Origin of the sequence: Kribbella sp. CA-293567, from assembly GCF_027627575.1 — a bacterium.
Taxonomy (GTDB): domain Bacteria; phylum Actinomycetota; class Actinomycetes; order Propionibacteriales; family Kribbellaceae; genus Kribbella.
Genome location: NZ_CP114065.1, coordinates 7,421,674 through 7,446,344, shown reverse-complemented (window position 1 = coordinate 7,446,344; position 24,671 = coordinate 7,421,674). Strand labels below are relative to the sequence as shown.

The window sequence follows — 24,671 nt, the reverse complement described above, 5'->3', positions numbered from 1 at the left end:
GATCGGCCTCTCAGCAGAGTGGCGGAGGATACGAGATTCGAACTCGTGAGGGGTTGCCCCCAACACGCTTTCCAACTCCTCGGAACCGTGTTCGGCGGGGTTCAGGTCCGAGTTCCACGACTGGCCGGCACATCGGCCACATGATGGCGAACGGCCCCGAACCCGGGTGAATGAGACCAGAACTGAGACCACTGGTAGGCGGGTTGTGTGCGGTTCTCAGGGCTCCCCACGCACACCCCGTCGGTCCGGGCGGCATCCAACACCGCACAGAGCCGGACAGTGACCCGTTCCACTTCTGCCCGCGGAGGCTGGGCCGGCGTGTACGTCGAAGATCCTCTCGGCGCCCACTCCAATAGAGTTCGTCGACAGCCGCGCGGCAGTTTGTGGTTCAAGCCTCCGTGGGGGTGCCAGGCCCTAGACTCGAATCACACGGCTGTAACTTGGAGGAGACAGACGCCTGCCGACCACTCGGCGACGTGTCTCCCAGGCAGGAGGACGGCAGACAGATGGCGAAGCGAGGCGCGGTGAACGCTGTGCGTAAGTACGAGATGGGGGAGCTGTTCTGCGGCGCGGGGGGTCTCTCTAGAGGGTTCCACGCGCACGGCTTCGATCCTCGCTTCGCCAACGACATTTGGGACCTTGCCGTACACAACTTCTTGATGAATTTCGACAAGAAGTACGCGAAGAGTGGCGGCAAGATGGCCGGAGATATTGTCGGCCTCCCCGGATCAGTCGAAGACATCGATCCGTCATCGCTCATGCGTCAACTGCCGTCATCTAGGGGCACTGACTCCCTGGTCCACGGCGAGCTGGACGTCCTGCTCGGTGGCCCTCCATGCCAAGGGTTTTCCGTCAACTCTCATATTCGCAACGGCGACGATCCTCGCAACTCCCTCTTTAAACACTACGTGCGCATCTTAAAAGGATTTGCCCCAAAAATATTCGTTCTCGAGAATGTTCCGGGAATGTTCTCTCTTGAGGGCGGTCGCTTCTTTGATGAGCTATTGAGTGAGATCAAGGCGCTGAACTCACTCGAATATGGTGGCTACGAAATCAGCTTCAAGATTCTTAATGCGGCCCACTACGGCGTGCCGCAGGAGCGGTTTCGTATGGTCGTGATCGGCACCCGCCGCGATATTGCAGACGAGGTGGGTAAAGTTGATGTGCCTGAACCGGTGCACTATTCTCTAGCACGCGCTCACTTCAAGGGTGGACGTACTCATACATTCCACTACGCGCTCGGTCATCGGCGTATTGATGGCGACTCTGTGCTTCCTCTACATTCTGCCTCTCTGCTCCCGCCTGTATCGGTCGAGGAAGCGATTGGCGATCTGCCTCCCCTCGTGAACGGGGGTGGCGTGGAGGATGGAGTGCCGTACGGGCGTAGTGGCCGGTTGTCAGAATTTCAGAAAAGTATGAGGCGAGGCGCGAAGGCGGCAACAAACCATTGGGCGCGAGCTCTATTCCCGCCGAATACCGAGAGGGTAAAGCACATCCCTGAGGGAGGAGATTGGCGTTCGATCCCCTTCGAATTGCTGCCTCCCGGTATGCAGCGAGCACTCCGCAAGGATCATACAACTCGCTACGGGCGGCTATCCCGGAACCAGCTGGCAGGAACGTTGCTGACGAAGCCCGACCCGCATTGGGGTACGTTCATACATTATGACGTTGCCCAACAGAGGCTGATTTCTGTGCGCGAGGCGGCTAGGTTCCAGTCGTTCCCAGATATTCACACCTTCTATGGTGGTCAGGTGGATCAATACAGGCTTTGCGGCAATGCCGTGCCCCCGCTATTAGCAGAGGCCGTAGCGGTCAACGTCAAGCAGAAGCTAGATGCTTATGGCGGCCTCCCCATTGAAATAGAGTCGGAGTTCGAGTATCCGTTGGCTGTGAACGTCTGAAATGCCGAAGGATGACGCCTTACGAGAGTTGTTCGAAGCCCTAGCGGCCACATCGGATAGGCTCACCTTCACGGCGACCACGTCGACCGCGCTCGCGAAGGAATTAGGAACAAAGCTCGCGCTTTCGCGCAACCCAGTTTACGTCTTCACTGTCACCGAGGATTCTGGTGACAAATTCACCTGCGTCGCGTTCACGCTCACGCTAGACGGCAACAAGCGTCCTGCGACTCGAGCGGAAGCGTTCGGGAAGAGCCTGGCAGAGTCCGGAGGCCGGCTATTCGACTTCAATCCGTTCCTGCTGGTCCATGACTACGCTGGAGACAGGCTGCTGGCCGTGTCGGCGATCGAACTTTTCGGCGCATTTGCAGAACACGCCTCTGGTACGGCTCTATCCTACTCAGGCTCATCATCTTTCTCCCTGACGCCGAATTTCCAGCGCCGCACGATCTTCATGTATGCAGAAGTCCGTGAGCCGACGGTTTGGGCCGCATCTACGGCAGCGGAAGACCTGTCTGAGGAAAATCTCGTTGGATTCTTGCGTCGAGTTTCCCAGGAAACAACTGCGAAGAGTAATGAGATAGGTGGAATTGTACAGGCGATTGAGAACCGCCTCGCCTCTCTGCCTAGTCAAGCAGGGCCCGGCGACTCGATCGATAGTGAGCAGGTGCCGCAGGCTGTTCAATTTGAGTATGCGCAAGTAGAGGCCAGAGACGAAGCAGTACAGATCGAGGATCGGATCTGGCGAATGATCCTCGCTGCGATCTCATCCTCCGCCGCAGTGATTCTTGTTGGTCCGCCGGGCACGGGCAAGTCCGCGCTTGTTCGGAAGGCCGTTGGCATTATCAGTACCAAGCTTCAGTCCGACGGGCTGCCGGGGGTCCGATCGCCGCTGTGGGCAACGCCAGACGAAAGCTGGACGTCCCGCGAACTGATCGGTGGAGAGACCGTAGCCGAGGGCGATATCGTGTTTCGCCCTGGCTGGGTACTGCGGGCTATCGCCGAGAATCGATGGCTCGTTCTGGACGAGGCTAATCGTGGAGACTTAGACCGAATCTTCGGCGCGCTGCTAACTTGGCTGGCCGGTGGAAACGTGGTCGTTGGTGTTGAGTCGTCGGCAGAGGATGCGAGGCTAATTGAATTGGGGTGGACCCGCGGAGGGTCTCACGTCGAAACGGTCGATGGAGACGGCGACCGGCCAGGAGCGATCAGGTATTTAGCAGGTGAGGATTGGAAGCTGCTGGGCACGTATAACGCACTCGATTCTCAGCGGGTGTTCCGCATTGGTGCAGCGCTTGGCCGGCGATTTGCGCGTGTGCCCATCCCGCCGATTGCACCCCATCTTTTTGAGCGAGTCTTAGAGGATCATGCTGGCGACCTCGACGCTACGCTTCTGACTAAGATTAGCCTCCTATACGATGCCCACTATCAGGAAGAAATCACGAGACTTGGCCCGGCTCTTTTTCTGGGAATGTGCAACTACCTGCGGGCCGCGCTCCACGCGGATCGGCCACCTTTTCCTGGAGTTGACGACCGACCAGAATCTACGGTGCTGCACGCTAATGTGTCCGTGGCCGATCCTGCACAAGATATCTCTGTCGCTGAAGGCGACGCTGTTGGCGATCCCGCGAGAGCGACGGGCGGGCAGGGTCATGGCATTCTAGCTGGCGCCATGGACTCTAGCCTCAGTGAGGCTTATGTTCTGAATTTGGGCACGCTCTTGGCTCAACTGGAGGAAGAAGATTTCGAACAGCTTATCTATCGGGTGCGGGAATCGACGGCTCTGCCGGAGAAGGAGATTGAATGGGTGAGCGTGATGATAAGGGCGCTGGCCTGACAGAATTTCCACCGATTCCGGATGCGGGGCTGGCGGCAGTATTGTCGAGCTGGACCGGGCGTGGATCACTCTTCGAAGCACTGAGTGCGCCGCTTGGCGAGCAGGATCTACGCCGGTGGGCATCGTCCGACGTTCGGCTGCGGGCGAATAGAATACTCCTTTCTATTCTAGATCCGATGTTGAATCGCTGGCCTAGACGAACAAGCGAGTGGAATAACTATCTTCCGGCATCAAAGACACGCACTCGTCAAGTCAGACAGGTTCCTTTCGCGGGAGTGGCATGGGCTGAGAGCAGGCGCCGATATGGGTGGCCGCCTAGTGCATTCGTCGGAAAGGAGGCCGAGCGTGGAGCCGACATGCTGGCTGTGCAGGTTCTTCGCTGGTGTGCAGATAGGCTTATGCAAGTTTGGACAGATAGTGTCGCTGTGCAACCTGAGGTCCAGTTCGGGTCTGCTGACCAGCTTGCAGCTGTGTTTGCTTTGCTGGAGATCGAGCCGCTGTCCAGTGCCGCCCCTGGGATGCCGACGCGAGCAGACCTGAAGGCGTTGCGGCGGGAGGGTGCCCCTTGGGGAAGTGTGGCTGACGCCGCCCATGTCTTGATAGAGGCGGAACGGTCGGTGGATTTCTTGATGTACCGATTGTTGATGCCTGACGAGGAGATTAGATGGCGTCTATTCCACCTCTCGATCCTGGGCATGCTTCTGATCGCCCTGCGCGAGGCAGGTTGCCAGATCACCTCACTGCGTCCGCTTAGCGCGAAGTCGGGCGCACCCAACTATGAGATAGCAAGTCCCGCAGGCGAGGTGTACTTGCTCTGGTTTGAAGCATCCGGCGTGTGGGCGCATCTTGGTTCGCCTAGTCCATTTGTTGAGGCGACGAGAGGGATTAGTCAAGCCCATCGCAGCAATGGCGCAGATTTGCTGCTCCTGTCGCCTGGGGTGAAGGCGTTAGTGCTCGAATGTAAATACTCATGGAACCAAGACGTCGTCGCGCGGAATGGGTATTACCAAGCCGTCGCATATGGTGTCGAGACGCGAACCCGGCTTGCCAAGAATGTCGTATCAGTTGCAGTTGGCCCTGAATCGGTTGTGTCGGCTGCTAGTTTCACAAACCTCACGCTTGGGCGAGTCGGCACGGTCCCCCCATCGGCGTTGGCTGCTCTTGTGGATCACTTTGTCCATCAAGGGAATGGGGCTGTGGTCGCGGACTGACTGCAACTGCCCCCTGGATAGTCATGGTCTGTCCGTGGTGAGGTGCCGCCGCTCGCGCTGACGGTATCTGCGGGTGGACGTTCGGGGGCGGACCGGGCCTCTGGCTAGGTATGCCTCGACGCACCAGGGGAGGACCTGGCTGACTCCGCCAGGGTCGTAGCCGTCTGGTTGTACGCCATTGCGCCTATCCAGCGTTTCGGTCCGCAATGCCCAGCGGCGTAGTTGGTGGTCTCGTGTGTTGCGTGTCTTCATCTGCTGGGCCTAATCTTCGAGCCACTCGGCGCCGGCTGTGTCGCGGTGGTAGCCCTTGTGGTCGCCCAAGAGGCAGACGCGGCCGGTCATCGGGTTGCGGCCGTCGCACGCTGGCGAGGGTCGCAAAACGACCCAGCCTCGCTTGTCCGTCTCGACTGGTTCGGTCGGTCCTGTGCCGCCCCACTCGACCCCGCTGTCGTCCATGGTGCTCTCTCCAGTCAACTGTCAGGTATGGCCGCGATCATCGGCGCGCCATTGTTTGATGCCGGATTATTGCCTCATTGCCGGTCGTAGAAAGCGACGGTAGTGGACTGCGTCTTGTCTTGCTAAGCGCGTTGCTCGATGTTGCTTCAATTCGCCTCTCGTATGTAGTGAGCAGGGCGACCGTGTGCCATGGTGGAGCGTAGAACGCTGTAAATAAAGGGCTCTTGACGTGTTGCTCGACAGCATTGATGCTGGAGTGAGTCCGAGCAAGACCGGGCAACCCCGAGATTAGGAGCGGCAAGATGTTGCTATGGTTCCTGGGTAAGACTTCGACACCAAACAATTCTCCTACGCTTTACCGGACCGATGAAGAGTCTTATGTCATCCAAGGGTGGCGCGTCTACGACGAAGGCATTTTGGCGCGGTTGTCGATCCCTGACGGGGACACCGTCATCGAGATTCCGCCGCCGCTGTTGGACTACCTCCAGCTCGACGGCCTGACCACGGACGAGAGGAATTTGATCCCGCCGATCGTCCACGTGAAGGACAATGGGAACTACATCGTCCAGGGGCCAGAGGTTCACGATCCGGCGGTGCTGAGCCAGTTCAGGCAGCCGGTGCCGGATCATGAGACCTGCATCCATCTGTCCAAGGCGACCGTTGCCCAGCTCGTTGGAGGTTAGAAGCGTTGCAGCCGATCTCAGGAGATGAGCGCGACGCGCTGCTGTCGTCGTACAAGCACGAGGCGCTTCACCTGGAAATGCGGGACATCTATGCCACCGACATCGAGCGAGACCGGTTCAGCCAGTGGCTCCGCGGAGAACCGCTAGACCCTGAAGAAGAGGCCGAGTGGTGGCGCTGGTGGTTCGAGCTGATGGACGCCAACATGAAGGCCGGCAAGACGATGCGCCGTCTTCGCATCGTGTCCGAGCCGGTCACCGACTACATCCGTTTCGAATGGCTGGACACCGGCAAGCTGGTAGAGGCCGGCGAAGAGGTCCGGTGGCTGTCTCGCCGGATGGCTAGCACGCTTCTGCTGCCAGGCAACGACTTCTGGCTGTTCGACCGCGAAGCGGTTAGCTTCACCCACTTCGACGGCGCCGGCCACGTCCTAGACCACGACATCACTCAGGACCCGAGCATCGTCAACGCGTGCCTCACAGCGTTCGAGAGCGCGTGGGAGATGGCCACTCCACACAACGAGTTCAAACCTGCCTGACCGTTGACCAGTACACCAGTCAAGCAGGCCCGGGCAGCCTTAGGAGCCCGCCTCCGAGAGCTTCGCGTTGATGCGAAGCTGACGGGGCGGGCTCTTGCTGCCCTGCACGGCTGGCACTTCACCAAGATCAGCAAGATCGAGAGCGGTACGACGAATCCCAGCGCCGACGACATCACCGCCTGGTGCCAGTCCTGCGGCGCCGTCGACCAGGCCGCCGACCTGATCGCAACAGCTCGAGCAATCGAGTCCATGTACGTCGAGTGGCAACGCCACATGCGCGCCGGCCTGAAGCACTACCAGAGCACACCAGTGCCGCTGTACGAACGAACCAAGCTGTTCAGGATCTACGAGAACACCGTGTTGCCCGGCCTGTTTCACACGGCCGAGTACTCCGCAACGATTCTCCGGTTCTGGAACGACTTTCTGAACCTGTCCAGCGACCTGGATGAGGCGGTCGCGACCAGGATGGAACGTCAGCGGATTCTCTACACCGGCAACCGCCGGTTCGTCTTCGTACTCGAAGAGCAGACCCTACGGACTCGCATCGGTGACGCAGACGTCATGCTGGGCCAGCTCGACCGCCTGCTTGCCGTCATGTCGCTTCCCCGCGTGAGCCTCGGAATCATCCCGGCCGGCGCAGAGCGTCAGTGCCTCACCCAGGGAAGTTTCTGGATATTCGACGAAGACCGAGTCCAGGTCGAAACCGTCTCGGCTGGCCTGGACATCGTCCAGCCACGAGAGATCGAGATCCACGTCAGGGCGTTCTCGCTCCTGCAGAAATCAGCCGTCTATGGGGCGACGGCGCGCCAACTCGTGTCCCAAGCGGTGACTGACCTTCAGGAAGGCTGACCGGCCAGCAAACCTCTGCCGGCCGGCCGACGGTACTCAGGAAGACCGAAGATCCTTCTGGAACAGTGCCCCGCTCATGCGGCCGGGTATGTCGCAGGTCCGGACGTGTTGGAAGCCGTGCTGTAGGTAGTACTCGTGCAGTCGTGTATTGGTGCTCCAGCAGTTGAGCCGGACCCAATGCTTGCCTTGGGTTCGCGCACTGTCGATGACCGCGCGCAGTAGGGCCGATCCGTAGCCCTTTCCGTGCTCTACAACGAAGAATCGGCTGATATAGGTCTGCGGCTCAGCCAACTCTTCCGCCGTCCAGAACTCCGCCTCCGGATCGATGATCGCCAGCATCGCGACAACTTGGCCGGCCACCTTCCAGCCCACGAATTCGAAGGCGTCGAAGTCCCGATCGATATTCGCGTGGACCTGCGACATATCGAGGCCGCCGCGATACTGGTCGGTTCCCTTAGTGGATAGCCACTCGCCCGCATCGTCCCGAACCTTGTGGACCAGTGGACGGTACGACTCATCGAGTTTGATCAGCATCAGGCATCCAGGTCGTACGAGACCTCGACACGGTCGGCCGCCATGCGCGAGACCATGTAGCGAACCGGTCGGTGCTCCTCGTCGTAGCCGACTCGGGTATGGACCAGTAGAGGTGTGCCAGGTGCCATCATGAGTCGCTGCGCCTCTTCGCTGGTCGGCATTCGAGCCGTCAGGGTGTCGTGCCAGCGAGCCTGCTTGTGTCCAGTCGCCGCCAGCAGGCCGCCCTGTACGCCGAGGTCACTTGGGTTCCAGAACAGTTCGTTCCCGTCGGTGACGAACGGTGGGAAGTAGGAATCGCTCAGCTGGTGAGGCTCATCGTTCACCCAGCGCAATCTGTTCCGGGCTTGGATCGTGGTTCCCTCGGGGATCTCCAGTGCTGCCGCTACGTGCGCCGGCGCTTGGATCGTGAGGATCTGCAGATCGTTCTTCGGCGTCCCGCCTTGGGCCTTGATCGTGTTGGCCCAAGCGTCGCCATCGTTGTTGTGGGCCTTCTCCCACTCGGCCATCTTCCATTCCCACCGGTTGATCTCGCGTACACGGCGAGTCCGGCCCTGGCTGCTGGTGATCAGCCCTTCAGCCTCCAGCGCTGAGAGCGCTGCCCGAACGGTGTTTCGACTCGCGCCGTAGCGGGTGACGAGCTCGGCTTCGCTGGGCAGGGGCGACCCCGGCTCGCCTAGCGAGTCTCGGATCAGGCGGGCCACCCGCTCTTGCAACGTCTCCGGCATCTCAACTTCCTCTCCCGGGTTACTTGACAAGCTTATCCAACTTGTTCCAACATGTCACTCGGCAAGCTTGTTCCCACAAGTTGCACAAGTAGACCAAGACCTTCAGGAAGTTGCTCGCTACAAACGGCGACGCCCCGGCGGTGGCACCCGCCGAGGCGTCTAGGCCGCACTTGTCCGTTGAGAACAGGAGCACAACCGTGAACATCATCCCTCTCCAAGCCGCATCCAGGCAGGAACCGACTGCGGCTGAGTTGGTTGAAATCGAGCAAGAGTGGCCGCTGATCGCGGCCGAGCTGGACCTGTTGGACGCCGAGATCGCCTACATCACCGCTGGACCGAACGTGTCGGTTCTAGATCGGCGGCGGGTGCGTCGGGCTGAGCGTCGCGTCCTTGACGTGAGTTGCGAGCTGGCGCACGGCGACATCATTTCGGAGGTCGTAGCGTGAGCACCCTGGTCCGCACGACCTACCCAGTCCCGATCGAAGACCTGATCCCAGCGGCTCGTCAGCTCGCTGCCGACCTTGGTGTGGTTCCGTCGCGGAACAGGATCATGAAGGAATTCCGGATCGGCGCCGAGAAGGCCCGCGTGGTTCTCAATGCACTCAACGAGCCCACGCCGGCACCGGCCGAGCCGCATTTGCGCTCGGTCCCGAACCCGGTGGAAATCGAGCACAGCGACAGTCCAGACGAGATGCCCCCCGCGCCGAAGGGGGCGGAGGCATCTCCGCAGGTCGCGGCACCCGTAGACCTGGGGACGGCTACTCAGACCACCCCAATCGGAGATAGTCCCGCGGTCGTACCCACTACTGGTCGACCGGTGCGGTCATGGCCGGTGCTGTTGCTGGCTCTGCCCGCGTTCGTCGCGGTTTGGTCCGGCTGGGTCGGACTCGGCACGCTCACCGGCTTCGGCGTAGTCCACCCCCTACCCGGAATCGCGGATGGGTTCACGATCAACTCCGCGATCACGCTTCCCATCGGCGTAGAGACCTATGCGGCATTCGCGCTGCGGGTGTGGCTATCCGGGAAGGTGCCGGCGGCTGCCCGCCGATTCGCTAAGTGGTCCGCACTGTCAGCACTAGTCCTGGGTGCGCTCGGGCAGGTCGCCTACCACCTGCTAGAGGCGGCCGGAGTTGTTCGGGCGCCGTGGCAGATCACAACGGTTGTCGCCTGCTTGCCCGTCGCCGTACTTGGCATGGGTGCTGCGCTCGCTCACCTCATCCACGCCCGGCCCAACCAGAACGCGGAGAAGTGATCATGACTAACCCCAACGTCTCCGAGTCAATCCCGACCTTCGACGCAGCCGAAGTCGCGAGTCTCATCGGTGCCCTCGCTGCGATGCAGCCTGTCGTCCGAGCCGCGATGCCGCGCTGGCCGCAGGAGTACCAGGATGCCGTCAGCAAAGCCCTCGCATTGACCTCCGTCAGCACGCTGGACGGCGCGGATCTGGCGTATCTGTGGGTTGGGCCGTTCCGCATTGTGCTCGCTCCGACCACGTCCGACGGAGAGGGGAGCTGACCATGCCCGACCAGATTCCTGAGCTGATCGACCTGGAAGCCCATCGCGCCCGCCGCGATGACGCCTCACAGGCGCAGGACGAAAAGGCCGGCGAATTGGTACGGCTGTCGACGGCAGATATCGAGGGAATGGACACGGCCTACGAGGTCGCCCTAGATGACGATGCTGACACCGATCCGGGCGCGGGCAAGGTCTTGGTGCCTGTGGATACATCTGCTGCGCCGGTGACGGTCGCGCCGGGGGAGCGGTTGCCGATCATCCCGGTTCACCTGCGCCCCGAGAACCTGCCCGCGACCGCGCGGCGTGCGCTGGCCCGTGCTGCGCATGTCGCGGCGTATCACGGCGTCCGGTCGCCGTGGTATGGATGCAAGCTCGGTTGGTTCGCTGGCCGTGGGCTGTTTCGCCTTGTAGGTAAGCAGATCGCGTGGTGGTGGGTACCGAACTCGGTCGCGTTGGAGCAGACGGCCGCCGACGCGAAAGAGCTAAAGGAGTGGGAAAAGATCCATCGTCAGCTCAAGGCCACCCGGCTGTGGAGAGGCTCCGTTCTCACGGCTCAGAACATCGGCCTTGCCATCAGTGCCCCGATCTTGTGGAACGCCGCTCCTGCGGCCGCCCTGGCGGCTGCGTGCGTTGGTGCGGTCGCAGCGTTGGCACACTACGGCCGGCCCGCTGGTCAGACGCTGGTTGGTACGGCGGTAGTGGCGCCGCGATTCCGCAAGCTCAACTCTAACATCGTCCTGCGCGCCTACTACGCGGCCGGTCTCGGTAAGCCGGACAAGGCTGACCAGGAGATCCGGTTCGGATCGCAGATGTCGCGGGACGCCCGCAACACCGGCTCACAGGTGTTGGTTGATCTCCCGTACGGCAAGGGCTGGTCAGACGTGCAGGGCTCGCGGGAGAAGATCGCGTCCGGCCTGGACGTGCACGTAAACCAGGTGTTCCTGTCGCCGGACAAGAGCAGCTCTCGGCGGCACACTCTGTTCGTGGCCGACCGCGATCCGCTGGCCGTGCCGGTGGGCCGTACGGACATGCTGGACTGCAAGCCGCGGAGCATCTGGCGGCCGGCCAAGTTCGGCAAGGACGAGCGCGATGCCCCGGTATCGCTGCTGCTGATGTGGATTTCACTGCTTGTCGGTGCGCAGCCGCGCAAGGGCAAGACCTTCGCCGCCCGGTTGATCGCGTTGCATGCCGCACTCGATCCGTACGTGAAGTTGATCGTTGTCGATGGCAAGAACTCCCCGGACTGGCTCAAATTCAAGCTGGTTGCTCATCGCATCGTGTTCGGTACTCACCCAAGTCCCAACGACCCAGACCCGATCGGAAACCTACTCGCGATCTTGGATGAAGTTCTTGCCCACATTGACCGCGTCAACACCCAGCTCGCCGCTCTGCCAGTGAGCGTGTGCCCGGAAGGCAAGCTGACCGAGGAGCTTGCCCGCGATGCCCGCTACCCAGATCTGCGGGTGCTGGTCATAGTGATGGAAGAGTTTCAGGTCTACTTCGAGACTGAGGACCAGGAGGTCAACAAGCAGATCGCGGCCAAGCTTTCCCGCATCCAGGCGGTCGGCCCGTCGGCCGGCGTCGTGATCGTGTCCAGTTCGCAGAAGCCCTCCGGCGTCGGGGCCGGTGACGTCGGCCGATTGTTCAATCGGTACCGCGACAACCACGCCGTACGGTTCGCGCTCAAGTGCGGCAACCGCATCGTCTCCGAAGCTGTCCTTGGTGGCGACGCCTACGCCGAGGGGTTCGACGCCGCGACTCTGCCGGTCGGGGACGAGTACCGAGGCGTTGGCTATCTGTACGGCGCAGCGGACGCCACACCGACCGTGCGGACGTACCTGGCTGACCACAGCGACGCAGAGAAGATCCTCACCGCTGCCAGGGCCCACAGAGAGCGGATGGGACTGCTGACCGGCATGGCGGCCGGAGAAGAGGTCGAGCGCGCCACCCGCGATGTCCTGGCCGACATGCTGACCGTGATGGGGGCAGACAGCGCGGCGCACTGGGACACGATCGCCGGGCGGCTGGCACAGCAGATGCCCGAGCAGTACGAGGGCACAACCGCCGAAGCGATCTCGGCTCAAGCCCGATCGGCGAAGGTCCCCAGCGTCAACATCAAACGCGACGGCGCGACCCGCAAGGGCGCCAAGGCCGACGACATCCGCGCCGCGATCAACCGCCGCGATACCACGGAACGTAACTGAACTAGGGGAACTGCGGGGCGGCAAAAGGTAGCGGCCTGGCCGCTACGAGTAGCGCCCACGCTACCCGCCCCGCTACCCCGTAATCAGTACCTGACCAGGCCGTTCATTTCCGCGTAGCGGGTAGCGGCCACGGCTCCTCACGCCCAAAAACAGCTTTCCGGAGGCATTCCATGCCCATCACTGCCGCTACCTCCTACCTGAGCGCCGCTACCCAAAGTAGCGAGCTGGCTGCCGCTGTCCACACTGCCGGCCAGGTCGCCACCGTCGCACTGATCGTCACCGTCTGCATCGCGTTCTACCTGTTCACCTGCCTCGTCTGGCCGTTCGGCAAGTGCCGCCGATGCAAGGGCGCAGGCAAGTTCAAGTCCCCATTCGGCAACGCGTACAGGCACTGCGGAAAGTGCGACGGCTCCGGCCTGCGAGTCCGGATCGGACGCCACGTCATCAACCACATCCGCGCCACTCACCGAGCAGGCGACAAGTGACCCAGCCGCCTGCAACTACTCGAGGGGAGCACCACCCCATGAACAACATCCTGACTGCCGCTCTCGCCGCCGCAGGGCGCGGCTGGCCAGTGTTCATGCTTGCTCGCTCCAAGCGTCCCTTAGCCAACTGCGGCGTCTGCCGCGTGGACGCCAACCACGACCCGGCGACCTGTGGACACCTGACTTGCCACGGTTTCTACGCCGCCACCACCGAACCGGCCCGCATCGCCGCACTCGTCGCCGCTGTCCCGTATGGACAGCTCGCCGTCCGGACCGGTGCTGTGTCTGACCTCCTGGTGGTCGACGTCGACCCGGCACACGGCGGAACGACGAGCATGACCCATCTCATGGTCGAGGGACTGTTGCCGCGCACGCTCCGGGTGGTCACCGGCTCCGGCGGGCAGCACCTGTACTACCGCCACCCCGGCCGCCCGATGCCGTCTCGACCAATGCCCGGACGTCGAGGGATCGACATCAAAGCAGACGGCGGGTACGTCGTTCTCCCGCCGTCGATCCATCACCGCACCGGCCTCCCGTACCGATGGGCGACCACAGGAAGCCCAGACACAACAGAGATGCCCCGCCCCTTGATTGACGCCTGTCTGCCTGCGCCGGCCGATCCGTCCGCCAAGGGAACCGACCCAACTCCGGTACGGCAGAGCGGGGGCATCTCATACCCCGATCAGCTCCTAGCGGCTCACCTCGACGCCGTACGCCGGGCGGGCGAGGGGCGTCGCCGTACGACGCTTTACGGCGCTGCCAGAGGCGTTGCACGGATGGTCGCGGCCGGGGCGATCGAGTACGCAGCCGCCGTCGCCGCCCTGACTGGCGTCGGCCGTGAAGCAGAGCAGACCGAACGCGAGATCAGAGCCGCCATCGCTGGCGGTTTCCGCGACGAAGGGATCGCAGCATGACGAGTCTTACCGACGGCAACGAGGACCAGGGCGACGCCTTCGATGGTGCTGAGCTGCTTGACGATGTTGCAGCGACCATCGGCCGCTACGTCATCCTGCCCAGCACCTCGGCGCTGGTCGCTGTCGTGCTGTGGATCGCCGCCAGCCATGCAATCCCCGCATGGAACTGCGCGCCACGGCTGGTGATCCGTGCACCAGAGAAGCGGTGTGGAAAGTCGCGGCTACTCGACATGGTCGAAGGGATGTGCCACCGGCCATTGATGACCACCAACGCCAGCCCGTCAGCGGTCTACCGGTCCATCGGTATGAACCCAAGCGACCCGCCGACGCTGCTGATTGATGAGGCCGACACGATCTTTGGCGCGAAGGCCGGCGACAACGAAGATCTTCGCGGGCTGCTCAACGCCGGCCACCAGCGCGGCCGTACGACCCTGCGCTACAACGCAGGACGGGACAAGGTCGAAAAGCACGTCACGTTCGCCATGGCCGCACTTGCGGGGATTGGTGCGATGCCGGACACGATCGAGGACCGTGCCGCCGTCGTTCGGATGCGTCGACGCGCACCGGGCGAGAGCGTGCAGCCGTACCGAGTCCGCCGCGACGGCCCCGAGCTGGACGACCTGCGGCAGCGCCTCAATCAATGGCTCGCCTCGCACATCGAAGACCTCACCGACGCCGCGCCGGACATGCCACTGGAAGACCGCGCGGCCGACACCTGGGAACCCATGATCGCCATTGCTGACCTCGCGGCCGGCCAGTGGCCGCGGGCAGCGCGCAAGGCGGCTGTCGTGCTCACTAGCGACCGTGATGCGGGGGAGGAGGGATCACTACACACCCGTCTGTTGACTGACTGCCGGATCGCGTTCCAGGACGCCGACGCGCTGCCTACTGCGGTACTGCTCGACCGGCTCAAGTCTGATCCGGAGGCGCCTTGGGCGACGCATGGGCCGAACGGGCTGACCCCGATGAAGATGGGCAACCTGCTACGCGACTTCGAGATCCGCAGCGCGAACATCCGGTTCACCACCGGACAGGCGAAGGGCTACAGCCGCAGCGACTTCACCGACGCATGGAACCGGTATTGCCCTGAGCCGAAGGCTGCCGATGGGGAAGGCGTCCCAGCCGTCCCAGGCGTCCCTTCGCAGGTCAGCACGGGGACGGCTTCACCCCCTGGGACGGCTCAAGCCGTCCCAACCACCCAAGCCGTCCCGGCTCTGACCAGGGAAGTTACGGCTGGGACGCCTGGGACGGCTTGGGGTCCGAGAGCTGTCCGGGCAGTTTCCAGCGATGCCATCACCGAGCCGCCGGCCATCTGGGAGAGCGCATGACCGAATCCCGCAATGCGACCGCCAGTGACAGCACCGCAGAGCAGAGGAGAACTGCAATGACTAGCGCTCTTGAAGCAGTCGATTCCCCGCGGCAGGTGTCCGATGAGCCAGCGCCTCTGCTGCTCACGGTCGAGGCGGCGGCCGCACGTCTTGGTATCGGCCGGACCTTCGCCTACGCGCTCGTCAAGTCTGGAGAGCTGGAGTCAGTCCCCGTCGGCCGGCTGCGGCGAATCCCGGCCGAGTGCATCACGGAGTACGTCAGGCGGCTGCGAGACAGCGCCCGCCGAGACCAGACAGCCGCCTGAGGAGAGGGATAGCTATGGGACGCAAACCGAACCTTGCATCAAGCATCTACGAGGGCGCGGACGGGAGTTGGCATGGGCGGGTGACCGTTGGTGTCCGCGATGACGGGACTCCTGACCGGCGGCACGTGCGTGGGAAGACCGAGGCCATCGTCACGAAGAAGGTCCGGGATCTCGAACGCGCGCGAGACGACGGTAATGTCCGCAAAGTAGGCAAGGCGTGGACGGTCGAGATGTGGCTTACCCACTGGCTAGAGAACATCGCCCGGCCGAACGTCCGACCGTCGAGCTACTCGGCGTACGAGGTCGCGGTACGCAAGCATCTTGTCCCCGGCATCGGCGCTCACCGCCTGGACAAGCTTGAGCCCGAACACCTTGAGAAGCTGTACGTGAGGATGCAGCGGTCCGGCAGCAAGGCTGCGACCGCACACCAGGCGCACCGCACGATCCGAACGGCGCTTGGCGAGGCTCACCGGCGGAAGCGCATCACCACGAATCCGGCTGCGATGGCAAAGCCGCCGCGGATCGATGAGGCTGACGACGAGGTCGAGCCCTACAGCGTGGCTGAGGTGCAACTCATCCTCGAAGAGGCGAAGAAGCTCCGCAATAGCAGCCGATGGGCGATCGCGCTCGCGCTCGGCCTGCGCCAGGGCGAAGCTCTCGGCTTGATGTGGTCTGACATCGACCTTGAGAAGGGAGTGTTGCGAGTCCGCCGGGGCCGAGTGAGGCCGAAGTACGAACACGGCTGCGACAGCCCATGCGGGCGGGCGCACGCGGGCTATTGCCCCGAGCGACGCCAGTTGCGCGCAGATGCTGCCCAGACGAAATCGAAGGCCGGACGACGAAGCATCGGCCTCCCTGACGAGTTGGTTGAGCTGCTGCGAACCCACAAGCAAGAGCAGGACGCGGAGCGCATCGCAGCTCGTCAACTCTGGGAGGCCGGCGGATGGGTATTCGCCTCTGAGGTCGGACGTCCGCTGAATCCGAACACCGACTATCACCAGTGGAAGGCGCTGTTGGCCGCCGCAAAGGTTCGCGACGGCCGGCTGCACGATGCTAGGCATACGGCGGCAACGGTCCTTCTGCTGCTCGGAGTGCCGGAGCGCGCAGTAATGGGGATCATGGGCTGGTCTACGACCGCAATGGCCGCTCGGTATCAGCACATCACAGAAGCGGTCCGGCGCGACGTTGCTGGTCGTGTAGGCGGGCTTCTCTGGCCACCTGACCTGGGTGGTCCGACTGCTCAATTGGGTGGTCAGGGTTCGAGTGGATAGCCGCCAGAATCAAGCGTCAACGCTGCCATTGGAGATTTACAGAACTCTGCTATCCAAACAGATGGCAATGCGCCTTCGGTGCTTAATGCGGTAAACACGTCATCCTCAGTCAATGTGGCGAGTCCCCGCGCGCGCAGGATATTCCAGGCCCGTATCAGGCGATCGTAGACATCCAAAACTACATCTGAGCGAACTAGGTACACAGAATCCTCGGCGACCGAGATGGCGGCGGGGTGAACTCTCTTCTGGGAAGTCATTAGCAGGGCTGCTGATGCGCTCGGAATAGATTCTCCCCGCTTGCCGGCGACGTACCTTAGATGGCCGCCTGCCTGGCGGACATTTTCAACCCCCAGCTCGCCGTCATCCAGTGCCTCACTCTTCGCTTCCCAGCAGACCCATGAGAGACCTCCGAATATCCAGTTTGCATCTGGTGCTGCGGTGGCACTTCCGTTCCCGTAACTCTCGTCTGATCCCGCGAGTTGCCCCATGTAGACCAATGCATTTTCGTAGGCCGTGGCTGGCTTGTTGGCTAAACCTTCTCGGGCCGTGGCGCTAGCGATCTTAAATTTCGCAGCATGTCCGATGGTGGGCGCGGCCTTCCGGATCGCTCTCGCTGCGCTGATGTCCACAGGGTCGCGCTGGTCTGGAGTGGTATTCATCCCCGTTTCTGCCGGTGAAGCCAGATGTGCAAGCCACGTCGTTCCCCGAGCGGATTGCTTGGCGTCTTCATAATATTTGCGGGACGTCTTTGTTAGCGAAGTGTCGCCTGTCGATATAGCTAGCCGTGATGCCCAGCATGATGCGAGGTAATACCAGAGTGCCGCATAGCGTTTAGATGCTTGGCCGTGGGTCAGCGCGTCGAGCGCTTGCCGAGCTTGATTGAGGGCGCGGGGGAGATCATTTTGCCAGACTGCTTGCCAGGCCTCAACTTCAAACCGGGACGCCAACTGAAGTTGCGGAGAGGTTGGAGGATCCTGTCGATGAAGTGTGTCGCGGTCAGCCGTTATGTCTGGTTCGATGCCCAGCCATTCTTTGTCATGCCGCCTAAAGACCCGAATGTTCGCGGTCATTTCAGTTGAGTCCGTCTCCAGACTGTTCTCGAAGCCAAACTTCAACTCTGCGTGTACCTCTGGATGCATTGCGGCTTGTATGTCGCGCCGTCCGCAAAAGCTCGTTAGATCGCCATCGAGCATAACAACGGTGGAAAAATCTCCGGAATTTCTAGTAGCCCGTCCTGAGCCCTGAGCGACTCGTGAACGCACGCGTTCCTCAAGAACGTCGTTAGCACCAAGGGCGCTGTAGAGAAACCTCTCCTGCAGGTCACCTCGGGTTGGAAGGTCCGCCAATATAACCAACCTACAGTCATTGTTGGGAAGGTCGACGCCATCGTAGCGATTGGTCAGCATTAGCACCGCGCTATCTTTCGACGTGAAGACTGATAGATCGTCTTCGACGTCGGAAGCGCGTAATATCTCGATGCCCGCGGGTATCTTGGTGCGGGCGAATTCTTCAGCTGTGTATTTGTCCGGCACCATCACTACGGTTCGACCTTGTTCTTTAATGGTGCTCGCTACCCAATCGTCTACTCCGGCCGGTGCCTTGGAAAGGTCTGTAGTCAGTTCGGGGAAGCAGAAGAACCTCCGTCCTGTTCCTTGTTGGTCCCAACCTTTCGGGATTGCAATTCGTTTGATCTTAGGGCGGCCGAAGACGCGCTCGAGTTCTCCGCCAGCGCCCAAGGTCGCGCTCATGTACACGCGCTGTCGCGGAGAATCGAACCCCGGGTGCGAGGCTGTCGGAGGTATTAGTGGCCGAATGAGCAAAGAGCCATATGATAAAAACACGAGACACTTATCGAGATGTCCCCGTAGCTTTATGAGTGCATACTTTGCATTTTTGTCAATCGTGCCCGATGCTGCGGCGCCTTCAAGTGCGCTCTCAAGTTGCTGAGCCGCCGCGTGGATTCCGATCGGCGACGCCATGTAGACGTTGGCGAGATATTTTCCGTTAGGAGTGTTTGTGCGGAGTCTTTCAAGCACCAGCGGGTCAATCGCCTCAGTGAGAGCGGACACGACGTCCAGGTAAGCTGGCTGCTCACGCCGAATCTGTAGGCTCCAGGGTCCAGCAGTTGCGTTATATGCCGCGTGAGCATCATCGAGGATAAGAACCTGAGCATCGCCCAATGCCGGGTTACTGTTAAAGACGTGACCGTAAACGCTCACCGCGACTGCCTGCGCACCTATGTAGCGAGCTCGGTCTGCTGGGTTCCAGTCCGTAGCCTGGCCTGTGAGCAGGACCGATGGGATGCCGTAGGACTCTAGTTTGTCGGCCGTTTGCCTGGCGAGTTGTCGCGTTGGGCAGAGGTATGCGACTCGATCTGAATCTGTACGCCGTCGAAAATCGCCGATGAGGCCACCGACGAGTGTCTTGCCCGCGCCGGTAGGCAGTTCGATCGCGACGTCTTTGCTATCTGAGTGGTCCATGTGCCACTCACGGAGAACGTCACCTTGATGGATCCATAGCGCGGGCGGGCCACCGTTAGACCCAGCGAGTATCCGATAGAGCTGTTCGGGGTCGGCTGGGGCGGGAACAGTTGGTGGGCGCCTCTTGAATGCCATTTTCGCAGTGTGCCAACTTGAGCCGCTTCGGTCAGTAGCTCACGATCAACCAGTTAAAATTGGGCACCGCTATAAGTGGGCCTGGCAGGCCCGCGCACCGCCAACTGAGACCACAACTGAGACCAGAGACCGAACTGGCCCGGCCGCTGATGCGGCCAGGCCAGTCCTACTTCGGTCTCTGCGAGCGCCCGAATGTTGCTCTGACCAGGTGGAAAGCTGGTCGGTCGGCCTCTCGGAGAGTGGCGGAGGATACGAGATTCGAACTCGTGAGGGGTTGCCCCCAACACGCTTTCCAAGCGTGCGCCCTAGGCCACTAGGCGAATCCTCCACGCGGAAGGATACGCGAGGTGGCGGTGGGGAGGAAATCGGGGTGGTCAGGTGAGGAGGGCGGGGGCTAGGGCTTGCCATTGGGGGATTGGCTGGGGGCCGGTTTCTCCGGTGATGACGTTGACGGCGACGTGGTCGGCGCCGGCTTCGTGGTGGGCGTGGAGCTTGGTGGCGATGTCGGTGGGGGTGCCCCAGGCGGCCAGGCTGTCGATCAGGTGGTCGGGGAGGGTCGTCAGGTCGGTGTCGGTGAAGCCCTGGCGTTTGAGGGAGGCCGCGTAGCCGGGGAGTTGGGGGAAGAAGCCGATCGTGTCTCGGGCGATGGCTCGTGCGCGGGCCGGGTCTGTTTCGAGGACGACCAGGTGGGCGACGGCGAGGAGTTTGCCGGGGCCGAGTGTGCTGCGCAGTTCGGCGGTGTAGTCCGGGGTGATCAGGAACGGGTAGGCGCCGGAGGTTCGTTCTTTGGCCAGTTCGAGCATTCGGGGGCCGAGGGCGGCCAGGAGGCGATGCTCAACCGGTACGCCGTCCAACTGGTCGAGGAAGGCGTTCAAGGTGGCGAGCGGCTTCGGGCCGTGGGCGCCGCCGAGGCCGACGGTGAAGCGGCCTGGAGCGGCGGCCGCCAGTTCGGCGTACGCCGAGGTCACGTCCGCGGCGCTGTAGGTGTCGACCGCGAGGATCCCGCTGATGAACTTGATCGTCGAGGTCGCCTCGACTACATCGGTGATGGTCTGCAACCCGGGGAGCGGGCCGCCGGAGAGCCAGATCGCCGGGTAGCCCAGGTCTTCCGCGGCACGCGCTGCCGCCAGCGACTCGGGGCTGCTGGTCAGTCCGGTGGTGATGCCGAAAGGGCCGAAGTCGAGGCTCGTCATGAAGTAGGCAACCGGTCGGCGGCGGCCGGCATTCCGTCGAAGGCCGAGTAGGGGAGGCCCGGATTCTGAGGTGGTGGTCCTGATCGCGTACACTTCTGGCTGGTTCCCCGCGTGGCGGTATCTCGCCCAACTCCCCCAGGGCCGGAAGGCAGCAAGGGTAAGTGAGCTCTTCCGGGTGCGCGGGGAATCCTTATGTCCGGACCCCTTCGCGACGGCCGCTCAGGCTCGCGAAATAGGCTGTGGTCGATCGATCCACGCCTACGAGGGAGTCCGATGAGCGAGCTCGACCGCCGGTATCTGCAGGAACTGATCATCGGCGAACTCGGGGTGACGCCGTCCTTCGACGCCGACACCGAGATCGAGCGGCGGGTCGGCTTCCTGGTCGACCAGCTCCGGCTGTCCGGCACCACGGCGTACGTGCTGGGCATCTCCGGCGGCGTCGACTCCAGTACTGCGGGCCGCCTCTGCCAGCTCGCCGTCGAGCGGGTCCGCGCGGAGGGCGGCAAGGCGAGCTTCATCGCGATGCGCCTGCCGTACGGCGTACAGGCCGACGAGGACGACGCGCAGCGGGCCCTCGAGTTCATCCGCCCGGACGAGACGCTCACGGTGGACATCAAGCCGGCCACGGACGCCATGGTCGAGTCGGTGCGGCACGCGGATCTCGGTGAGCGCGCCGACTTCCACACCGGCAACATCAAGGCCCGGCAGCGGATGATCGCCCAGTACGCCGTCGCCGGCGCCCACGGCGGGCTGGTGGTCGGGACGGATCACGCCGCCGAGGCGGTGATGGGGTTCTTCACCAAGTACGGCGACGGCGCCTGCGACCTGACCCCGCTGGCCGGCCTCACCAAGCGCCGCGTCCGTGCGCTGGGCGCCCGGCTCGGTGCCTCGGAGCAGGTCACCGGCAAGGTCCCGACGGCCGATCTGGAGAGCGCCAACCCGGGCGTCCCGGACGAGCTGGTGCTGGGCGTGACCTACGACGAGATCGACGACTTCCTCGAGGGCAAGCAGATCAGCGACGAGTCGGCCGAGACGATCATCGGCTACCACCGCCGCACCATCCACAAGCGCGCCGTACCGATCGTGCCCTGACCCGCGAACAGGTGATTGCCCGCATGTCGACGGGCGAGTTTTCCGCCTACGGTGGTCGGACACTCAATCGTTGGAGGGCTGATGGTCGACTTCTCGCTCAGTGAGGAACAGCGCGCGATCCGGGAGACGACGCGCGAGTTCGTTCGCCGGGAGCTGATGCCGCTGGAGAACGAGGTGCTCCGGCGGGAGCGAGAAGGACTGCCGGGAGTTGAGCCGGAGACCATCACGGAGTTGCGGCTGAAGGCGAAGTCGTTCGGCTTCTGGGGGCTGAGCACGCCCGAGGAGTACGGCGGGATGGACCTGTCGGCGGTCGACCAGGTCATCGTGACCAGCGAGCTCGGGCGGACGTTCGTACCGTTCTCGTTCGGCGGTGAGGCCGACAACATCCTCTTCGAGAGCAACGAGGAGCAGCGCAAGGAGTATCTGCTGCCGACGATCAGTGGCGAGCGGAAGTCGTGCTTCGCGATCACCGAACCCGGCGCCGGCTCCGACACCCGGGCGATCCGGACCACCGCCCGCCGGGACGGGGACGAGTGGGTGATCCGCGGCGAGAAGACGTTCATCACCGGCGGCAACGAGGCCGACTTCGCGATCGTCATCGCCGTCACGGACGCCGACAAGGGCTCGAAGGGCGGTTTCACCGCGTTCCTGGTCGACCGGGACCGCGGCTGGACCTCCGACCCGATCATCACAATGGGCCAGGCGGTCCCGGCGACCCTCAACTTCGACGACGTCCGGGTGCCGCACGACCATGTGCTCGGCGAGATCGGCCAGGGCTACGAGCTGGCGATGCGCTGGATCATGAAGGGCCGTTTCATCATCCCGGCGCGTGGTATCGGTGCCTGTGAACGCCTGCTCCAGTTGGCGATCGAGCACGCCACCACCCGCCGGACCTTCGGCAGCGCGATCGGCGACAACCAGGCGATCCAGTGGATGATCGCGGATTCCGAGGTCGAACTGGAGGCGGCCCGCTGGCTCGTCCTGTACGCCGCTTGGTCGGTCGACCAGGGCCGCCCGCCGCAGCACGACAGCGCGATCGCCAAGCTCTACTGCACGAACACGGTCAACCGTGTCGCTGACCGAGTACTCCAGATCCACGGTGGGATGGGGTACACGAAGGAACTGCCGGTCGAACGCTGGTTCCGGGAAGTCCGGCTCTGGCGCATCTTCGAGGGCACCGACGAGATGCAGCGGCTGATCATCTCTCGCGACCTGTTGCGCGGGTACCGCAAGCCGGGGGCGCACTTCAGCTGAGGCGTCGGCGTACCTGGTCGGAGCGGCAGCTCGTTGCCGTTGGCATGTAGCTGAGGTCATCGGCAGTTCAGTGCGAGGTCATGGTCAAGGTGTGACGGCACCTGGCACAGTGGGCCCATGAAGGGTCTTATGCAGGATTCGCAGCTGTCCCTGGACACGATCTTCCGCCGGGCCGAGCAGTTCTTCCCGGACAAGACCGTCTACACCGGCGGCCCCGCCCCGACCAGTACGACGTACGCGGAGTGGGCCGCGCGGACCAGACGGCTGGGCGGCGTCTTCGACACCTTGGGCATCAGCGCGGACGGCCGGGTCGGCACCTTCGCCTGGAACTCCGGCCGCCATCTGGAGCTGTACTTTGCCGCGCCGTGCACCGGGCGAGTCCTGCACACGCTCAACATCCGGCTCTTCCCCGACCAAGTGGTCTACATCGCGAACCATGCCGAGGACGAGGTCGTCTTCGTCGACCGGTCGCTGCTCGGGTTGTTCCTGCCGTTGCTCGATCGGCTGCCACTGGTCCGGCACGTGGTGGTGATGGACGACCTGCCGCCTGGCGCGCCGAGCGTCGAGGTGCCGGACGATCCGCGCTTCCACGACTACGAGGAGCTGCTGGCCGGTTCGGAGCCGGTCGAGTTCCACGTGCAGGACGAGAACCAGGCCGCCGCGATGTGTTACACGAGCGGAACGACGGGGAATCCCAAGGGCGTCGTCTACTCGCACCGCTCGACCTGGCTGCACTCGATCGGGGTGCTCACCAACGCCGGCATCGGGCTGCACGAGACCGACACCGTGCTGCCGGTGGTGCCGATGTTCCACGCCAACGCATGGGGTCTTGCGCATGCCGCGCCGATGGCCGGGGCGAGCCTGGTCTTCCCAGGGCCGGACATGACACCGCAAGGCATCTTGAAGTTGATGGTCGAGCAGGAAGTGACGCTGGCGGCCGGCGTCCCGACGATCTGGCAGGGCATGCTGCCGCTGCTCGACGGAGTGGAGCTGCCGAAGCTGCGGCGAATTCCGTGTGGCGGTTCGGCCGTGCCACTGGCGTTGTCCGAGGCGTTCCGGGCGAAGCTGGGCAAGCCGATCCTGCAGGCGTGGGGGATGACCGAGACCAGTCCGGTGGCGACCGCGGCGCATGTCCCGTTGCGTGACCAAGGACTGTCCGAGGACGAGCAGGCCAAGCTGCGCGCCCGGCAAGGGCTGCCGCTGCCGGGGGTCGAGGTGCGGATCGTCGAGCCGGGATCGATCGAGCCGTTGCCGTGGAACGACGAAGCGACCGGCGAGCTGCAGGTCCGCGGCCCGTGGATCGCGGCGGAGTACTACCGCCCCGACGAAGGCGTCGAACTGAACACCGAGGACGGCTGGATGAAGACCGGCGACGTCGCCGCGATCGACCAGTACGGCTCGGTCCGGCTCGTCGACCGGACGAAGGACCTGGTGAAGTCCGGTGGCGAGTGGATCAGCTCGGTCGAGCTGGAGAACCTGCTGATGGCGCATCCGGCGATCAAGGAGGCGGCCGTCATCGGCGTACCGCATCCGAGGTGGGACGAGCGACCGCTGGCGTGCGTCGTACTGCAGGACGGCTCGACCGCCACGTCGGAGGAGATCTTGGAGTATCTGCGCCCGCTGGTCGCCAAGTGGTGGCTCCCGGACGCGGTCGAGTTCATCGCCGAGGTGCCGAAGACCAGCGTCGGCAAGTTCTCGAAGAAGGACCTTCGCAGCCGCTTCGCCGACTATCACCTCGACTAGCCCCCGGATCGTCGTCAGCCCGG

General features: G+C 63.1%; 22 protein-coding genes, 1 tRNA gene and 1 other RNA gene. 19 read left to right on the top strand and 5 right to left on the bottom strand.

Going from position 1 to position 24,671, the window contains the following annotated elements; translation table 11 throughout:
* The first annotated feature begins 533 nt into the window (after window positions 1–533).
* The 6 genes from OX958_RS34530 to OX958_RS34505 all read left to right on the top strand — a co-directional run bounded on the left by OX958_RS34530 (window position 534) and on the right by OX958_RS34505 (window position 7,470).
* Window positions 534–1,901 (top strand): DNA cytosine methyltransferase, encoded by a 1,368-nt coding sequence (locus tag OX958_RS34530; RefSeq protein ID WP_270134580.1) that lies wholly within the window; start codon window positions 534–536, stop codon window positions 1,899–1,901.
* Window position 1,902: 1 nt separating this feature from the next.
* Window positions 1,903–3,735, top strand: coding sequence for an AAA family ATPase (locus tag OX958_RS34525; RefSeq protein WP_270134578.1), 1,833 nt, complete (start codon window positions 1,903–1,905; stop codon window positions 3,733–3,735).
* A gap of 356 nt (window positions 3,736–4,091) precedes the next feature.
* Window positions 4,092–4,946 (top strand): hypothetical protein, encoded by an 855-nt coding sequence (locus OX958_RS34520; RefSeq protein WP_270134577.1) that lies wholly within the window; start codon window positions 4,092–4,094, stop codon window positions 4,944–4,946.
* A gap of 758 nt (window positions 4,947–5,704) precedes the next feature.
* A complete protein-coding gene (locus OX958_RS34515; RefSeq protein ID WP_270134576.1) occupies window positions 5,705–6,085 on the top strand; it encodes a hypothetical protein in 381 nt (126 codons plus the stop codon).
* Window positions 6,086–6,090: 5 nt separating this feature from the next.
* Complete coding sequence (locus OX958_RS34510) at window positions 6,091–6,621, top strand: DUF6879 family protein (RefSeq protein ID WP_270134575.1); 531 nt, start codon at window positions 6,091–6,093, stop codon at window positions 6,619–6,621.
* Window positions 6,622–6,624: 3 nt separating this feature from the next.
* Window positions 6,625–7,470 (top strand): helix-turn-helix domain-containing protein, encoded by an 846-nt coding sequence (locus OX958_RS34505; protein ID WP_270134573.1) that lies wholly within the window; start codon window positions 6,625–6,627, stop codon window positions 7,468–7,470.
* 36 nt (window positions 7,471–7,506) lie between these two features.
* Here OX958_RS34505 and OX958_RS34500 read toward each other — a convergent pair whose 3' ends face one another.
* Both OX958_RS34500 and OX958_RS34495 read right to left on the bottom strand, forming a co-directional pair.
* On the bottom strand, window positions 7,507–8,004 hold the full coding sequence (locus OX958_RS34500; protein ID WP_270134572.1) for a GNAT family N-acetyltransferase: 498 nt from the start codon (window positions 8,002–8,004) through the stop codon (window positions 7,507–7,509).
* Window positions 8,004–8,729 carry a GntR family transcriptional regulator gene (locus OX958_RS34495; RefSeq protein WP_270134571.1) on the bottom strand — a complete coding sequence of 242 codons (726 nt, stop codon included), beginning with the start codon at window positions 8,727–8,729 and terminating at the stop codon, window positions 8,004–8,006. Before OX958_RS34495 ends, OX958_RS34500 begins: the two co-directional genes overlap by 1 nt.
* Window positions 8,730–8,926: 197 nt before the next feature.
* On the opposite strand from OX958_RS34495, the gene OX958_RS34490 reads away from it, so the two are divergent.
* From OX958_RS34490 to OX958_RS34450, 9 genes are all read left to right on the top strand, one after another.
* Entirely contained in the window at window positions 8,927–9,175 is a 249-nt protein-coding gene (locus OX958_RS34490) for a DUF6284 family protein (protein WP_270134569.1), read from the top strand.
* On the top strand, window positions 9,172–9,981 hold the full coding sequence (locus OX958_RS34485; protein ID WP_270134568.1) for an ABC transporter permease: 810 nt from the start codon (window positions 9,172–9,174) through the stop codon (window positions 9,979–9,981). Before OX958_RS34490 ends, OX958_RS34485 begins: the two co-directional genes overlap by 4 nt.
* Before the next feature lie 2 nt (window positions 9,982–9,983).
* Window positions 9,984–10,244, top strand: a complete 261-nt coding sequence (locus tag OX958_RS34480) for a hypothetical protein (protein ID WP_270134567.1) — start codon at window positions 9,984–9,986, stop codon at window positions 10,242–10,244.
* 2 nt (window positions 10,245–10,246) lie between these two features.
* Window positions 10,247–12,448, top strand: coding sequence for a cell division protein FtsK (locus OX958_RS34475; RefSeq protein ID WP_270134566.1), 2,202 nt, complete (start codon window positions 10,247–10,249; stop codon window positions 12,446–12,448).
* A 170-nt stretch (window positions 12,449–12,618) separates the two neighbouring features.
* Window positions 12,619–12,933 (top strand): hypothetical protein, encoded by a 315-nt coding sequence (locus tag OX958_RS34470; protein ID WP_270134564.1) that lies wholly within the window; start codon window positions 12,619–12,621, stop codon window positions 12,931–12,933.
* Window positions 12,934–12,971: 38 nt separating this feature from the next.
* The gene (locus tag OX958_RS34465) at window positions 12,972–13,847 is read left to right on the top strand and encodes a bifunctional DNA primase/polymerase (protein ID WP_270134563.1); all 876 of its coding nucleotides are present in this window, start codon (window positions 12,972–12,974) and stop codon (window positions 13,845–13,847) included.
* Complete coding sequence (locus OX958_RS34460) at window positions 13,844–15,175, top strand: DUF3631 domain-containing protein (RefSeq protein WP_270134562.1); 1,332 nt, start codon at window positions 13,844–13,846, stop codon at window positions 15,173–15,175. The genes OX958_RS34465 and OX958_RS34460 overlap by 4 nt, the downstream gene beginning before the upstream one ends.
* Window positions 15,176–15,231: 56 nt before the next feature.
* Window positions 15,232–15,480: a helix-turn-helix domain-containing protein gene (locus tag OX958_RS34455; RefSeq protein ID WP_270134560.1), complete on the top strand. Its 249-nt coding sequence runs from the start codon at window positions 15,232–15,234 to the stop codon at window positions 15,478–15,480.
* Between the two features lie 14 nt (window positions 15,481–15,494).
* The gene (locus OX958_RS34450) at window positions 15,495–16,751 is read left to right on the top strand and encodes a tyrosine-type recombinase/integrase (protein ID WP_270134559.1); all 1,257 of its coding nucleotides are present in this window, start codon (window positions 15,495–15,497) and stop codon (window positions 16,749–16,751) included.
* On the opposite strand, the gene OX958_RS34445 is transcribed toward OX958_RS34450, so the two are convergent.
* From OX958_RS34445 to OX958_RS34435, 3 genes are all read right to left on the bottom strand, one after another.
* Window positions 16,733–19,366, bottom strand: coding sequence for a DEAD/DEAH box helicase (locus tag OX958_RS34445; protein ID WP_270134558.1), 2,634 nt, complete (start codon window positions 19,364–19,366; stop codon window positions 16,733–16,735). The two genes, OX958_RS34450 and OX958_RS34445, sit on opposite strands and share 19 nt — an antisense overlap.
* A 240-nt stretch (window positions 19,367–19,606) precedes the next feature.
* Window positions 19,607–19,694, bottom strand: a tRNA-Ser gene (locus tag OX958_RS34440).
* A gap of 46 nt (window positions 19,695–19,740) precedes the next feature.
* Window positions 19,741–20,559 carry a TIGR03620 family F420-dependent LLM class oxidoreductase gene (locus tag OX958_RS34435; protein WP_270134557.1) on the bottom strand — a complete coding sequence of 273 codons (819 nt, stop codon included), beginning with the start codon at window positions 20,557–20,559 and terminating at the stop codon, window positions 19,741–19,743.
* A gap of 98 nt (window positions 20,560–20,657) precedes the next feature.
* Here OX958_RS34435 and ffs point away from each other — a divergent pair.
* From ffs to OX958_RS34415, 4 genes are all read left to right on the top strand, one after another.
* An RNA gene (gene ffs / locus OX958_RS34430) (signal recognition particle sRNA small type) lies at window positions 20,658–20,754 on the top strand.
* Between the two features lie 78 nt (window positions 20,755–20,832).
* Window positions 20,833–21,651, top strand: a complete 819-nt coding sequence (gene nadE, locus OX958_RS34425) for an ammonia-dependent NAD(+) synthetase (RefSeq protein WP_270134555.1) — start codon at window positions 20,833–20,835, stop codon at window positions 21,649–21,651.
* An 81-nt stretch (window positions 21,652–21,732) separates the two neighbouring features.
* Window positions 21,733–22,905 carry an acyl-CoA dehydrogenase family protein gene (locus OX958_RS34420; protein ID WP_270134554.1) on the top strand — a complete coding sequence of 391 codons (1,173 nt, stop codon included), beginning with the start codon at window positions 21,733–21,735 and terminating at the stop codon, window positions 22,903–22,905.
* A gap of 117 nt (window positions 22,906–23,022) precedes the next feature.
* Window positions 23,023–24,648: a long-chain fatty acid--CoA ligase gene (locus OX958_RS34415; RefSeq protein ID WP_270134553.1), complete on the top strand. Its 1,626-nt coding sequence runs from the start codon at window positions 23,023–23,025 to the stop codon at window positions 24,646–24,648.
* The last annotated feature ends 23 nt before the right edge of the window (window positions 24,649–24,671 follow it).

Excerpts from the sequence above, each read along its gene's own strand:
- OX958_RS34525 (WP_270134578.1), top strand. The coding sequence starts at position 1,903 with ATGCCGAAGGATGACGCCTTACGAGAGTTGTTCGAAGCCCTAGCGGCC.
- OX958_RS34520 (WP_270134577.1), top strand. The coding sequence starts at position 4,092 with ATGCTGGCTGTGCAGGTTCTTCGCTGGTGTGCAGATAGGCTTATGCAA.
- OX958_RS34515 (WP_270134576.1), top strand. The coding sequence starts at position 5,705 with ATGTTGCTATGGTTCCTGGGTAAGACTTCGACACCAAACAATTCTCCT.
- OX958_RS34500 (WP_270134572.1), bottom strand. The coding sequence starts at position 8,004 with ATGCTGATCAAACTCGATGAGTCGTACCGTCCACTGGTCCACAAGGTT.
- OX958_RS34495 (WP_270134571.1), bottom strand. The coding sequence starts at position 8,729 with ATGCCGGAGACGTTGCAAGAGCGGGTGGCCCGCCTGATCCGAGACTCG.
- OX958_RS34480 (WP_270134567.1), top strand. The coding sequence starts at position 9,984 with ATGACTAACCCCAACGTCTCCGAGTCAATCCCGACCTTCGACGCAGCC.
- OX958_RS34475 (WP_270134566.1), top strand. The coding sequence starts at position 10,247 with ATGCCCGACCAGATTCCTGAGCTGATCGACCTGGAAGCCCATCGCGCC.
- OX958_RS34470 (WP_270134564.1), top strand. The coding sequence starts at position 12,619 with ATGCCCATCACTGCCGCTACCTCCTACCTGAGCGCCGCTACCCAAAGT.
- OX958_RS34465 (WP_270134563.1), top strand. The coding sequence starts at position 12,972 with ATGAACAACATCCTGACTGCCGCTCTCGCCGCCGCAGGGCGCGGCTGG.
- OX958_RS34460 (WP_270134562.1), top strand. The coding sequence starts at position 13,844 with ATGACGAGTCTTACCGACGGCAACGAGGACCAGGGCGACGCCTTCGAT.
- OX958_RS34455 (WP_270134560.1), top strand. The coding sequence starts at position 15,232 with ATGACTAGCGCTCTTGAAGCAGTCGATTCCCCGCGGCAGGTGTCCGAT.
- OX958_RS34450 (WP_270134559.1), top strand. The coding sequence starts at position 15,495 with ATGGGACGCAAACCGAACCTTGCATCAAGCATCTACGAGGGCGCGGAC.
- OX958_RS34445 (WP_270134558.1), bottom strand. The coding sequence starts at position 19,366 with ATGGCATTCAAGAGGCGCCCACCAACTGTTCCCGCCCCAGCCGACCCC.
- OX958_RS34435 (WP_270134557.1), bottom strand. The coding sequence starts at position 20,559 with ATGACGAGCCTCGACTTCGGCCCTTTCGGCATCACCACCGGACTGACC.
- nadE (WP_270134555.1), top strand. The coding sequence starts at position 20,833 with ATGAGCGAGCTCGACCGCCGGTATCTGCAGGAACTGATCATCGGCGAA.
- OX958_RS34420 (WP_270134554.1), top strand. The coding sequence starts at position 21,733 with ATGGTCGACTTCTCGCTCAGTGAGGAACAGCGCGCGATCCGGGAGACG.
- OX958_RS34415 (WP_270134553.1), top strand. The coding sequence starts at position 23,023 with ATGAAGGGTCTTATGCAGGATTCGCAGCTGTCCCTGGACACGATCTTC.